Below are 13,242 nucleotides of genomic sequence, written 5' to 3' on the forward strand. Positions count from 1 at the left end.
GCGGCGTTGAGGCATTCGCCCGGTACGCTGAACAGATCGACACATCGCCGCGCGGCGCGACCGCGTCGGCGTGGATTCGCGAGAGGGAGAGCCGCATGGCGGAACGGACGTGGTGGAAGCGCGGGATCGTCTACCAGATCTACCCGCGCTCCTTTCAGGACTCGAACCGCGATGGCGTCGGCGATCTCGAAGGCATCCGCCAGCGGCTCGACCACCTGACATGGCTCGGCGTCGACGCGCTCTGGATTTCGCCGATCTATCCGTCGCCGATGTGCGACGGCGGCTATGACGTCGCCGACTATCGCGACATCGATCCGCTGTTCGGCTCGCTGGAGAGCTTCGACCGGCTGATCGCGGACGCGCATGCCCGCGACCTGAAGGTGATCCTGGATTTCGTGCCGAACCACTCGTCCGACAAGCACGCATGGTTTCAGGAAAGCCGCTCGTCCCGCGACAATCCGAAGCGCGATTGGTACATCTGGCGCGATCCTGCGCCGGGCGGCGGGCCGCCCAACAACTGGATCAGCAATTTCGGCGGCAGCGCCTGGCAGTTCGACGAAGCGACGGGCCAATACTACTACCACGCCTTCCTGAAGGAGCAGCCGGACCTGAACTGGCGGAACCCGCAGCTGCGGGAGGCCATGTTCGACACGCTGCGCTTCTGGCTGGACCGCGGCGTCGACGGTTTCCGGGTCGACGTGATCTGGCACCTGATGAAGGACCCCGAGATGCGGGACAACCCGCCGAACCCGGGCTACGCGCCGGGGCAGCCGGACATCAACCGCCTGCTTCAGATCCACTCGGCTGACCACCCGGACATCTATGGCGTGCTCGCCGGCATGCGGCAGGTGCTGGACGCCTATCCGGACCGGGTGCTGATCGGCGAGATCTACCTGCCGATCGAGCGGCTGGTGACCTATTACGGGCCCGACCTCTCGGGCGCGCACCTGCCGTTCAATTTCCAGCTCATCCACGCCACGTGGCGGGCGCGCGACATCGAGGCGCTGGTGCGCGAATACGAGGAAAAGCTGCCGGAGGGCGGCTGGCCCAACTGGGTGCTCAGCAACCACGACCAGCCGCGCATCGCCACCCGGGTCGGCCAGGCGCAGGCCCGCATCGCCGCCATGATGCTGCTGACGCTGCGCGGCACGCCGACGCTCTACTATGGCGACGAACTCGGGATGCCGGCCGTCCACATCCCGCGCGACCGCGTGCAGGACCCCTGGGAGAAGAACGAGCCCGGCCTCGGCATCGGCCGCGATCCCTCGCGCACCCCCATGCCGTGGGACCGAAGCTTTAATGCGGGCTTCTCGGAAGTGGAGCCCTGGCTGCCGCTGAACCAGGACTGGCACACCCGCAACGTCGCCGTGATGAAGGAGGACCCGACCTCGACGCTGACGTTGACGCGCCGCCTGATCGCGCTGCGGAACGAGCGCAAGTCGCTCACGGTCGGACGCTACGCCCCCGTGCTGGCGGACGACCACGTGTTCGCGTACCGCCGCGAGGCCGGCGACGAGCAGGCGCTGGTGGCGCTCAACTTCTCGGGCGAGAACCAGACCGTCGCGTTGCCGCAAGGCGCGCAGCTCGGCGCGGTGCTGCTCTCGACGCTCGGCGGACGCGAGGGCGAGCGGACGGGGGCGACGCTCCACCTGCGCGGCCACGAGGGCCTCGTGATCGAGGCGCATCGCGAGCCGCACTGAGCCAAAGGAACCGGCGCCCGCCAGGGCGTGTTGTCGAACGCGGCCGGCTCAGCGCCGTGTTCGGGACACGCCATGGCGACGCCGCAGGATTCGAAGGTCCAGACCCCGCCCTCCGCCGATCACGTCACGCTGCCGATGGACGCCAAGGCGACGCCGGTGCTGAAGCACCCGGAGGCAGAGGCGTTCTACATCGAGGCCCTTGCGGAGCTCACCCGGCTTGGGACGCCCTATCTGCTCGCCGGCACCTACGCGCTCAGCGCCTATACGGGGATCTCGCGGCCCACCAAGGACCTCGACATCTTCTGCAAGGCCGGCGACTACCAGCGCATCCTCGCGCATTTCCAATCCATCGGCTATGCGGTGGAGATCGAGGACGAGCGCTGGCTCGGCAAGGTCTACAAGGGCCAGCACTTCTTCGACGTGATCTTCGCGTCGTCCAACAGCACGATGCCGATCGGCGACAGCTGGTTCGAGCATGCCCGCCAGATCGAGGTGATGGGCCTGCCGGTGCGGATCGTCGGGCCGACCGAGCTCGTCTATTCGAAGTGCTTCATCCAGTTGCGCCACCGTTATGACGGGGCCGACGTGGCCCACACCATCCTGAAGGCGCACGACCTGATCGACTGGCGCCGGCTGCTGGCCCACATGGAGGTGCATTGGGAGGTGCTGCTGATCCATCTCCTGAACTTCCGCTGGGTCTATCCGACCGAGCGCGACAAGGTCCCGAAATGGCTGATCGACGAACTGCTCGATCGGCTGGGCAACCAGCGCCAATTGCCGCCGCCCCAGATGAAGGTGTGCCGCGGGCGCATGTTCTCGCGCATCGACTACGAGATCGACGTCAAGGAATGGGGTTTCGCGGATGTCGGAGGAGAAGGCGAGTGGCGCAATGAGTAAGGGCGAGGACCGCAAGACCATCACGGTGGCGGCGATGGGCGACCTCCACGTGAAGGAGACGTCCGTCGGCGCCTATCGCGACCTCTTCGCCGAGGTGTCCAAGGTCGCGGACGCGCTGGTGCTCGCCGGGGACCTGACCGATCTCGGCAAGCCCAAGGAGGCCGAGGTGCTGGCCGCCGACCTCAAGGCCTGCTCGATCCCGGTGATCGCCGTGCTGGGCAACCACGACCACGAATGCGGCGGCGTCGACGAGGTGAAACGCATCCTGCGCGACGCCGGCGTCACCATCCTGGAAGGCCAGACCTGCGAGGTCGGCGGCGTCGGTTTCGTCGGCGTGAAGGGCTATGGCGGCGGCTTTGGCCGGCGCATGCTGGGCTCCTTCGGGGAGAGCGCCACCAAGAGCTTCGTCTCGGAGGCCATGAACGAGGCCATGCTGCTGGAAAACGGCCTGCGCCAGGTGCGCAGCGAGCGCGCCATGGTGGTGCTGCACTATGCGCCCATCGCCGAAACAGTCGAGGGCGAGCCGGAAGAGATCTTCCCGTTCCTCGGCTGCTCGCGGCTCGCCGAAACGATCGACCGCTTCAAGGTCACGACCGTGGTGCACGGGCATGCGCATCGCGGCCGCTACGAGGGCAGGACGCCGGCCGGTATCCCGGTGTTCAACGTCGCGATGCAGATCGAAAAGCCGAGCGGGAAACCCTACGCGCTGTTCGAGATCTGACGGGCCAAGGGTCAGCCAAGGGTCGGCTCAAACGATGGCCCGCTAGAACTCGTCCCAGTTCCCACCGACCGCCTTGGCGGGCTTCGGCGCGGCGGCGCGCGGCGCCGGGGTTGCGACGCGYGGCGCAGGCTTGGCGGCCGGCGCGCTCGGCCGGAAGGCCTTGGCGGGCGGGGTCGGCCTGGCCGGGGCGGCGCTTGAGCGGGCCGGCTTCTTCTCACCCGTGTTGAAGGCGTCCGCCAATCCGCGCAGCCGCTGCATCTCGGTGGAGAGCTGCCCCGAGGAGGCGGCGCTTTCCTCCGCCAGCGCGGCGTTCTGCTGCGTCATCTCGTCGAGCTGCGCCACCGAACGGGTGATCGCCTGGATGCCGCTCGCCTGGTCGCGAGCGGCGGCCGAGATCTCGGCGACGCTGGACGCCACCGTCGCGGAGGCGTCGACGATGCGCCCCAGCGTGTCGCCAGCGGCGCGCACCAGCCGCACGCCGTTTGTGACCTCGGCGTTCGATGTCGCGATCAGATTGGTGATGTCCTTGGCGGCGCCGCTGGAGCGCTGCGCCAAGGTGCGGACTTCCGAGGCCACCACGGCGAAGCCCTTGCCGGCTTCGCCCGCCCGCGCCGCTTCGACGGCGGCGTTCAAGGCGAGGAGGTTGGTCTGGAACGCGATGTCGTCGATCACGCTGGTGATCTCCGAGATCCGCCGGCTGGTCTGGTCGATGCGCTCCATGGCCTCCACGGCGTCGGCCACGATCACGCCGCCCTCGTGCGCGACCGATCGCGCCTGCTCGGCCATCGCGGCGGCGTGGCCGGACGCCTCGGCGCTGGCGCGCACCGACAGCGCCAGTTCGTCCACGGTTGCGGCGGTCTGCTCCAACGAATGCGCCTGGGTCTCGGTGCGCTGGGAGAGATCCACCGCGCCGCTGCTGATTTCACGCGAGGCGTCGGCGACCTCCGTCGACATGCGCTGGATTTCCGAGACGGTCTCGGCGAGGCGATCCACCGTCCGGTTGATGCTTTCGCTCAGCGCGCCCAGCCCGCCGCGGTAGTCGCGCCGCACCAGCGCGGTGAGGTCGCCGCTGGCGACGGCGCCCAGAACGGACGCAAACTCCTGCACGGCTTCCTCGACGCGCGAAGACAGCGCGTTCAGGCCCGAGCTCATATCCTTGGCGAAACCCTCCTTGTCGGCCAGCTGGATGCGCTTGGAGAAGTCGCCCTCCGCGGCCGCGCTGGCGAGTTCGGCCAGTTCCTGGTCGGCGGCGACCACCGAGGTCATGTCCTCCAGGATCAGCATGACGCCCAGGCGCTCGCCGTCCGGCTTGACGATCGGCGAGACCACGAAATCGAAGGTGCGCGCGCCGGCGCTGATGCGCGAGCGTCGGCCGCCGCGCGTCTGGCTGGTGTCGCGGTGGAAACCGTCCAGCCGGGAGCCGATCACGGCGTTGGGATCGAAGCCCGGCGAGAGCATGCGGAAGGCCGGCAGTTGATCGCGCATCAGTTGCAGGACGGCCGGGTTGGCGTAGACGATGCAGCCGTCATTGTCGGCCGCCAGCACGTTGATCGGGCAGGTGTCGAGCGCCGCGCGGACACGGGCGGCGTCGACGCCGTCGGCCCGGAAGGTCTGCATCGCGGCCGCGAGTTCGCCGAGCTCATTGCCGGCGTTGCGGCCGACGATGCGGCCGAGCATGGCCTCGCCGTCGCGCGCGACCAGCGACCGCGCCAGGGCTATCACGCCGTTGATTACCGAGAAGCGCAGCCAGAAGAACACGCCGGCCAGCGCCAGCATGATGATCGCGCCGGCCAAGCTCGTCTGCCACTGCAGCACGGTCTGGTGGCGAGCGGCGTCCTCCTCGGCCTCCTTGTTGGCGTCCTCGATGAGGTCGCCCATCTTGTCCATCGCGACCGCGAGGTCCTCGAAGGTGGTGGCGAAGCTGCCCAGGCGCGACTCGGCTTCCGCCGGGTTGGCGAAGGCCAGGTTCACGAGCTCCCGCGCCTTGCGGACATAGGCCCCGGTGAGGCGAACGAGATCGGGCTTGGCGGCCGTAACGGCCGGACCGAGATCGGTGTCGGGAATGCCCTGGATGCCGGCGTCCAGCTGCGTGATCGTCTTTTCGAGCTCCTTGACGGTGTCGCTGGAGTCAGCGGCCTTGCGCGCGCCGTCATGGAGCGCGACATAAACGATGGCGCGGATGCCGTCGTGATGCATGTCCGACAGGGTCTGGCGGCGCAGCACCCCTGTCATCTCGCGCATGCGTTCCACCGAGTGCTTGGTGGTCGAGACGCTGTAGATGGTCGAGAGACTCGAAGCCGCTCCCACGAAGGCGAGCGCCCCGAAAGCGAGCATGCTCACCGTTTTCAAGCTTAGATTCAGGCGCATGTTCGTCCCCGACAACCGTAGGTTTCGGGAACGATGACACTTGCGAGTTATCAAACTATAAAATGATAACTCATGCGCGGAATTTAGGTGGCGACCCGCTCCAGCACAATCGTTGCGAGCGGCGGGCAAGTCAGCACCACCGAGAAGGGCTGGCCATGGCTCTCCTGCTCGACGGCTTCGATACCGCCAAGATTGCCGAGCCCGCTGCCTCCATACATGTCCGCATCGGTGTTCACGACCTCGCGCCAGAACCCGCCGGCCGGCACGCCGATCCGGTAGCCTGCACGCGGCACGGGCGTGAAGTTGCAGACCACCACGGCGGGCTTCTCGCGATCCTTGCCGTAGCGCGCGAAGGCCAGCACGGAGTTGTCGCGGTCGTCCGCGACCAGCCACGCGAAGCCGGCGGCGTCGGAGTCGAGTTCATGCAGCGCCGGGATCTGCCGGTAGGCGCGGTTAAGGTCGCGGATCAGGGCCTGTACGCCCCGGTGCAGCGGGTCGGAGAGGAGGTGCCAGTCGAGGCTGGCGTCGTGGTTCCACTCCTTTTCCTGCGCGAACTCGCCGCCCATGAAGAGCAGCTTCTTGCCCGGATGGCCCCACATGAAGCCGAAATAGGCGCGCAAATTGGCGAAGCGCTGCCAGCGGTCGCCCGTCATCTTGCCGAGCAGCGAGCCCTTGCCGTGCACCACCTCGTCGTGGCTGAGCGGCAGCACGAAGTTCTCGGTGAAGGCGTAGAGCAGCCCGAAGGTGAGGTCGTGGTGGTGGTAGCGGCGGTGGATCGGCTCCTTGGACATGTAGCGGAGCGTGTCGTGCATCCAGCCCATGTTCCACTTGAAGCCGAAGCCGAGCCCGCCCGTGTAGGTGGGGTGCGACACGCCCGGCCAGGCGGTGGATTCCTCCGCGATCGTCATCGCGCCGGGCGCGACCGAATAGGCGGTCTCGTTCATGCGGCGCAGGAAATCGATGGCCTCGAGGTTCTCGTTGCCGCCATAGCGGTTGGGCACCCACTCGCCGGCCTTGCGCGAGTAGTCGAGGTAGAGCATGGACGCCACCGCATCCACGCGCAGGCCGTCGAGGTGGTAGCGCTCCAGCCAGAAGCGCGCGTTCGCGACCAGGAAGGACTGCACCTCGGCGCGGCCGAAATTGTAGATGTAGGTGCCCCAATCCTGGTGGAAGCCCTGCCGCGGATCGGCGTGCTCGTAGAGATGCGTGCCGTCGAAGCCGCCGAGCCCGTGCGGGTCGTTGGGGAAATGCGCCGGAACCCAGTCCAGCATGATGCCGAGGCCGGCCTCATGGGCGGCGTTCACGAAAAATGCGAAATCCTCCGGCGTGCCGAAGCGGCTTGTCGGCGCATAGAGCGACACCGGCTGGTAGCCCCAGGAGCCATCGAACGGGAACTCGGTGATCGGCAGGAGCTCGATATGGGTGAAACCCATGTCGCGCACATAGGGGACGAGGCGGTCGGCCATCTCGCGGTAGGTCAGGAAGCGATTTCCCTCCTCGGGAATGCGCGCCCATGAGCCGAGATGGCACTCGTAGATCGAGATCGGCTTGAAGCGCGGGTCGCATTCGCCGCGCTTGGTCATCCATGCGGCGTCGCTCCAGCTCTGCTCGGGCTGGCCATGCAGGATGGAGGCGGTCGCGGGCGGCTGTTCGGCCTGGAACGCGACGGGGTCGGCCTTCAGCGGCAGGAGCCCGCCATTGGCTGCGCGGATCTCGAACTTGTAGCGCCCGCCCGGCGCGATCTGCGGCAGGAACAGCTCCCAGATCCCGGCGCCGTGGCGAAGCCGCATGGGATGGCAGCGCCCGTCCCAGCCGTTGAAGTCGCCCACCAGGCTGACGCGGCTGGCGTTGGGCGCCCAGACCGCGACCGCGAAACCGTCGACGTCGCCGAGCTTGCGCGGATGCGCGCCGAGCGAGCGATAGATCGTGTCCCCGCCCGGATCGGCGATGTGCGTCAGGTCGTCGTCGCTGAGCACGTTCAGGAAGGAATAAGGGTCGTAGACCACGTCGGTCGAATCGGCGGTCTCGACGCGCAGGCGATAGCCCGGCCGTCCTCCCGACTGGAAGCGCCCGACGAAGAACCCTGCGGGATGCCGGCGCTGCATGGCGGCGAGCTCGGTCTGCCCGTCGAGGCCCACCACCCAGACGCGCAAGGCGCGCGGCAGCATGGCGCGGACCTCCCACAGGTCGGGGCCGACCTGATGCGGGCCGAGGATGCCGAAGGGGTCGCCATGCGACGCATGCGCGACGGCGGCGATCGCCTCGGGGGCGAGTTCGGCGGCTTGGACAGCCCTATCGGCGGCGGCTTCGGTCGTCGTGTTCCGGCCTGCCATCAGCGCACCACCTCTCCATCCAGGATGCTCAGGACGCCGCGGACCGGGATATCGATCCATTCGGGCCTGTTGTCGGCCTCGTAGCCGACCTCGTAGAGCGCCTTCGACAACAGTTGCAGGCGCAGCAGCGACGTGCGCGTCGCGTCGTCGCCCACCCACGCCCGGCCGCCCTGCGCGACTTCCGCATAGGCCGCCAGGAACACGCGCTCCACCAGCGTGAGCACGTCGTGCGCCGCCGTCTCGACGCGGCCGGCGCCATCCGGGAGCCGGCCCTGGATGTCGCGAAGCGACGTCTCCACCGCATACGCGAAGGACCGCAGCATCCCGGCGACGTCGCGCAGCGGCGATGACTTCATGCGCCGCTCGTGAACGGGCCGCGAAGGCTCGCCCTCGAAGTCGACAATCAGGATGTCGTCGCGCACGATCAGCACCTGGCCGAGATGGTAGTCGCCATGCACGCGGGTCTTGGTGGCCATCGAGGGTTCCCGGCGCAGCTTGTCGATCAGCGCGAAAACCTCGTCGCGACGCTCCCGCAACGCCGTGATGGCGGTCGCGGACGCATCCGTGACCGCAACCGTACGGCCAAGGCCCTCGAAAGCCTTTTCGGCCAGCCGCCGCGCGTCGTCGCAGATGTGCTCTACGTCCGCCATCGTCAGCGGCTCGGCCGCGAAAGCCTCGTCGTCCGTCTCGGTCGCGAAGGCGAGGTGCATCTCGGCCGTGCGGCGGCCGAGGATGCGCGCGTAGGGCAGATAGGCCGCGAAGGTCTCGTCCACCGGGTCAGCGACTTCGGGGGCGATCAGCGCGAGGTTCTCGAACTCGCGCCCCAGCGCGTTCAGGGTCCAGCTCCAGGCGTCGCCCTGGTTGCGGACGAAGCGCTGCAGGATGCCGAGCGAGGTGCTGGTCCCGTCCGCGTCGACCGCCTCGACGGAGCCAAGATATGGCGGCGTCGCCTCGAATCCCGCGACCTCGGTGAGGAAGCGCGCGACCTCGATCTCGGGGTGCACGCCCGGCTGGACGCGGCGGTAGATCTTGAGCAGCAGCTTGTCGTCGAACGCGATGGAGGAGTTGCTCTGCTCCGCGCCGAGGCGGCGGATCTCGAGCTGGTCCAGCCCCTGCTCCTCGGCGAGGGCCGGCGTTCCGATGAAGCGGATTTCCGCGCCCTTGTGGGTCTTGAGGCTGTCGCCGCGTTGCATCGCCTCCACCACGGCAAGCGCAAAGTCGGGCGCCGCGTCGGCGTCCACCACGAGGCCCGTGCGGGCGCCGCGGCGCACCTTGGCGACCGCATAGCCGAGCAGGTGCTCGTCCTCTCGGCCTTCCAGCACGGCCAGCGGCGTGAAGTAATGCTGCGTTTCTCCGCCCTTCAGCTCCACAGACAGGCGCGGCAGCAGGTAGCTGCGGCCGCCCCGCTCCATGAGCGCGTGGTCGGTGACCTCGACGCGGTCGATGCGCCGGCCCTTGCCGGCGAACCAGCGCCGGCTCGGAAGGAAGCCCGCCGCCACCGTGCGCTCGAAGGCGGCGCGCTCGCGGCCGGCCAGCAGGCTGTCGGCCGCGCCGGTGAGCACCAGCGTGAACAGCTCGGGCTGGGGCTTGGGACCAAAGCGCCCCTCAGCCGACGCCGCCTGGGGACGCAACTCGAACCAGTAGTAGCCATAGGCCGGCAGCGTCAGCAGGTATGGCAGGTCGCCCACCGGCGGGAACACCGAGCCCGCGCCCATCTCGACCGGGTTCGCGCCCTTGAACTCGGCGAGGTCCAGCTCCACGGCCTGCGGGGCGCGCGACACGTTGACGACGCACAGCACCTTCTCGTCGCCGAACTCGCGCAGATAGGCGAGCACCTTGCGGTTGCTCGGATAAAGGAAGCGCAGCGTGCCGCGGCCGAACACCTTGTGGGCGCGGCGCACCGCGATCATGCGGCGGGCCCAGTTCAGCAGGCTCGCCTGCGTGCCGAGCTGCGCCTCCACGTTCACGGCCTGGAAGCCATGCAGCGGATCCTGCACGGCGGGCAGGAACAGGCGGGCCGGATCGGCGCGGCTGAAACCGCCGTTGCGGTCGGGCGACCACTGCATCGGGGTGCGCACGCCGTCGCGGTCGCCGAGATAGATGTTGTCGCCCATGCCGATCTCGTCGCCGTAGTAGAGCACCGGCGTGCCCGGCATCGACATCAGCAGCGAGTTCATCAGCTCGATCTTGCGGCGATCATTCTCCAGCAGCGGCGACAGCCGGCGCCGGATGCCCAGATTGATGCGGGCGCGGCGCTCGGACGCGTAGAAGCTCCACAGGTAGTCGCGCTCCTGGTCGGTCACCATCTCGAGCGTGAGCTCGTCATGGTTGCGCAGGAAGATCGCCCACTGGGCGTTCTCGGGGATCTCGGGCGTCTGGCGCATGATGTCGGTGACCGGGTGCCGGTCTTCCTGCGCGATCGCCATGTACATGCGCGGCATCAGCGGGAAGTGGAACGCCATGTGGCATTCGTCGCCGTCGCCGAAATATTGCGCGGTTTCCTCCGGCCACTGGTTGGCCTCGGCCAGCAGCATGCGGTCCGGGTAGCTCTCGTCCAGCGCGGCGCGGATCTTCTTGATGACCGTGTGGGTCTCGGGAAGGTTCTCGCAGTTCGTGCCGTCGCGCTCGATCAGGTATGGGATCGCGTCGAGGCGCAGGCCGTCGACGCCCATGTCGAGCCAGAACCGCATCACGTCGATCACGGCTTCGAGCACGCGCGGGTTGTCGAAGTTCAGGTCCGGCTGGTGGCTGTAGAAACGGTGCCAATAATAGGACTTGGCGACCGGGTCCCAGGTCCAGTTCGACTGCTCGGTGTCGAGGAAGATGATGCGGGTGTCGACGTATTTCCGATCCGTGTCCGACCACACGTAGAACTCGCGGGCGGCCGAACCCGGCTTCGCCCGACGGGCGCGCTGGAACCAGGGATGCTGGTCCGAGGTGTGGTTGATCACCAGCTCGGTGATCACCCGCAGCCCGCGGTCATGCGCGGCGCGCACGAAGCGGCGGAAGTCGCGCATGGTCCCGTAAGCGGGGTTGATGTCGCGGTATTCGGCGATGTCGTAGCCGTCGTCCTTCAGCGGCGACGGGTAGAACGGCATCAGCCAGATGGCGGTGACGCCCAGGTCCTTGATGTAGTCGAGCCGCTTGGTGAGGCCCTCGAAGTCGCCGACGCCGTCGTCATTGGCGTCGAAAAAGGACTTCACGTGGACCTGGTAGATAATGGCGTCCTTGTACCATTGGGGGTCGTTACGTTCGATCATTCCGGCCCCTCTCAGCCTTGTTTTTTCAAACGCCAGACCGCGACCGAGCGGTCGTTCGGGTCCAGCGCGATCTGGTGTGTCTTGCCGTGCAGCCTGAAGCGGTAGCCGAGCAGGAGGTCCTCGACCTCCAGCGCGCCCGTGTCGGGCAGGCCGAAATCCCAGAGCGGGATCTCGTAGGCGCAGTCCTGGCGCGCGTGCGGGTCTAGATTGACCAGGCAGAACACGCATTCGCTCTTGTCCGGGGCCCACTTGGCGTAGGCCAGGATGTTGTCGTTCCAGGCGTTCAGGAAGGAGACGTTGCGGAAATCCTGCAACGCCGGGTTCTCGCGGCGGATGCGGTTGAGCGCCCGGATGTGGTCCTTGATGTGGCCGGGCTTGTCCAGATCCCAGGCCTTGATCTCGTATTTCTCGCTGTCGAGATACTCCTCCTTGCCGAGGATCGGCGTCGCCTCGCACACCTCGAAGCCCGAATACATGCCCCACACGCTGGAGAGCGTGGCGGCGAGCGTGGAACGCACGATGAAGCCCGGGCGACCGCTGGTCTGCAGGTAAACAGGGTTGATGTCGGGCGTGTTGACGAAGAAGTTCGGGCGGTAGTACTCGCCCATCTCGCCCGCGAGTTCGAGCGCGTATTCGGCGATCTCGCCTTTCAGGTTGCGCCACGTGAAATACGTGTAGGACTGCTGGAAGCCGATCTTGGCGAGCTTCTTCATCATCTTGGGCCGCGTGAAGGCCTCGGCGAGGAAGAGCACGTCGGGGTGGCGCTCGTTGATGTCGCGGATCACCCACTCCCAGAACGGGATCGGCTTGGTGTGCGGGTTGTCGACGCGGAAGATCTTCACCCCGCGCTCGACCCAGAACAGGAAGGCGTCGCGCAGCGCGTACCAGAGGTCCGGGAAGGACTGCCCGTAGAAGTGGACGTTGACGATGTCCTCGTACTTCTTGGGCGGGTTCTCGGCGAAGCGGATGGTGCCGTCCGGCCGCCACTCGAACCACTCCGGATGCTCCTTGATCCAGGGATGGTCCGGCGAGCACTGCACGGCGAAATCGAGCGCGATCTCGAGCCCATGCTCGCGGGCGGCGACCACGAGGCGATCGAAATCCTCCAGCGTGCCGAGCTCGGGGTGCACGGCCGTGTGGCCGCCCTCCGAGGCCCCGATCGCGTAGACGCTGCCGGGGTCGTTGGGGCCGGCGGTCAGCGAATTGTTGCGGCCCTTGCGGTTGGTGCGCCCGATGGGGTGGATCGGCGTGAAGTACAGCACGTCGAAACCGAGGTCGCGCACATAGGGCAGCTTGCCGATCACGTCGTCGAAGGTGCCGTGCCGGACGGGGTCGTCCGACTGCGAGCGCGGGAAAAGCTCGTACCAGGCCGAAAAGCGCGCCGCTGGACGATCCGCCACCACGGGCAGCATGCGGGGGTAGCGCGACAGGTTGGCGCGCTCGCCGAGGCGGTTCATCAGGGCGGCGGTCTCGGGCGCGAGCAGCACGTCGAGCCGGGCGGGATCGCCATAGGGGTGCGCCTCGAGCGCCGCCACGAGGCGGCCATGCGCTTCGGCGTCGGCCCCGGAGGCGTCCACCGAGCGCAGCATGGCCTCGCCCTCGGATAGCTCGGAGCCGACATCTTGGCCGGCGTCGCGCTTCTTGGCGACGTCGCGCGACCATGACGCATACGGGTCGCGCCAGGCCTCGATGGTGTAGAGCCAGCGCGCGTTCTGATCGAGCGTGAAGGCGCCGGTCCAGCGGTCGTTGATCACGAAAGTCATGGGCGCACGGCGCCAGCGGATCTCGTCGGCGCGCTTGAACATCAGTTCGGCGCGGACGATGTCGTGGCCGTCGCTGAAGATGTCCGCCTCGACGGTGAACACGTCGCCGACGACGCGCTTGGCCGGGCTTGCCCCGGCGTCGATCTCGGGCGCCACGCCCTCGATCACGACCCGGCCTTCGCCGCGCGGAGGCGTGCCCGC

General features: G+C 67.8%; 6 protein-coding genes and 1 pseudogene. 3 read left to right on the forward strand and 4 right to left on the reverse strand.

The genetic code is table 11. The features are described 5' to 3' along the window. Nucleotides 1–95: 95 nt before the first annotated feature. From AC1DSZ_RS07450 to AC1DSZ_RS07460, 3 genes are all read left to right on the forward strand, one after another. Nucleotides 96–1,700, forward strand: a complete 1,605-nt coding sequence (locus AC1DSZ_RS07450; RefSeq protein WP_476837736.1) for an alpha-amylase family glycosyl hydrolase — start codon at nucleotides 96–98, stop codon at nucleotides 1,698–1,700. Nucleotides 1,701–1,835: 135 nt separating this feature from the next. Beyond that, nucleotides 1,836–2,597 (forward strand): nucleotidyltransferase family protein, encoded by a 762-nt coding sequence (locus tag AC1DSZ_RS07455; protein WP_476837816.1) that lies wholly within the window; start codon nucleotides 1,836–1,838, stop codon nucleotides 2,595–2,597. After that, nucleotides 2,590–3,318, forward strand: coding sequence for a metallophosphoesterase family protein (locus tag AC1DSZ_RS07460; protein WP_476837737.1), 729 nt, complete (start codon nucleotides 2,590–2,592; stop codon nucleotides 3,316–3,318). Before AC1DSZ_RS07455 ends, AC1DSZ_RS07460 begins: the two co-directional genes overlap by 8 nt. A gap of 42 nt (nucleotides 3,319–3,360) precedes the next feature. Here the strand turns inward: AC1DSZ_RS07460 and AC1DSZ_RS07465 are convergent, their stop codons facing one another. The 4 genes and pseudogenes from AC1DSZ_RS07465 to AC1DSZ_RS07480 all read right to left on the reverse strand — a co-directional run. Then, a complete protein-coding gene (locus AC1DSZ_RS07465) occupies nucleotides 3,361–5,685 on the reverse strand; it encodes a methyl-accepting chemotaxis protein (RefSeq protein WP_476837738.1) in 2,325 nt (774 codons plus the stop codon). A gap of 83 nt (nucleotides 5,686–5,768) precedes the next feature. Continuing rightward, nucleotides 5,769–8,018: a 1,4-alpha-glucan branching protein GlgB gene (glgB, locus tag AC1DSZ_RS07470; RefSeq protein ID WP_476837739.1), complete on the reverse strand. Its 2,250-nt coding sequence runs from the start codon at nucleotides 8,016–8,018 to the stop codon at nucleotides 5,769–5,771. Then, nucleotides 8,018–11,278, reverse strand: a complete 3,261-nt coding sequence (gene treS, locus AC1DSZ_RS07475) for a maltose alpha-D-glucosyltransferase (RefSeq protein ID WP_476837740.1) — start codon at nucleotides 11,276–11,278, stop codon at nucleotides 8,018–8,020. Before treS ends, glgB begins: the two co-directional genes overlap by 1 nt. Before the next feature lie 11 nt (nucleotides 11,279–11,289). Further along, nucleotides 11,290–13,236, reverse strand: a pseudogene (locus AC1DSZ_RS07480) (alpha-1,4-glucan--maltose-1-phosphate maltosyltransferase); the annotation flags it as partial. Between the last annotated feature and the right edge of the window lie 6 nt (nucleotides 13,237–13,242).

The sequence above is a fragment of the Alsobacter sp. P4_H11 genome (assembly GCF_056400925.1).

What these genes read in the sequence shown, in the direction of transcription:
- glgB (WP_476837739.1), bottom strand. Translation starts at nt 8,018, where the DNA reads ATGGCAGGCCGGAACACGACGACCGAAGCCGCCGCCGATAGGGCTGTC.
- AC1DSZ_RS07450 (WP_476837736.1), top strand. Translation starts at nt 96, where the DNA reads ATGGCGGAACGGACGTGGTGGAAGCGCGGGATCGTCTACCAGATCTAC.
- AC1DSZ_RS07455 (WP_476837816.1), top strand. Translation starts at nt 1,836, where the DNA reads ATGGACGCCAAGGCGACGCCGGTGCTGAAGCACCCGGAGGCAGAGGCG.
- AC1DSZ_RS07460 (WP_476837737.1), top strand. Translation starts at nt 2,590, where the DNA reads ATGAGTAAGGGCGAGGACCGCAAGACCATCACGGTGGCGGCGATGGGC.
- treS (WP_476837740.1), bottom strand. Translation starts at nt 11,278, where the DNA reads ATGATCGAACGTAACGACCCCCAATGGTACAAGGACGCCATTATCTAC.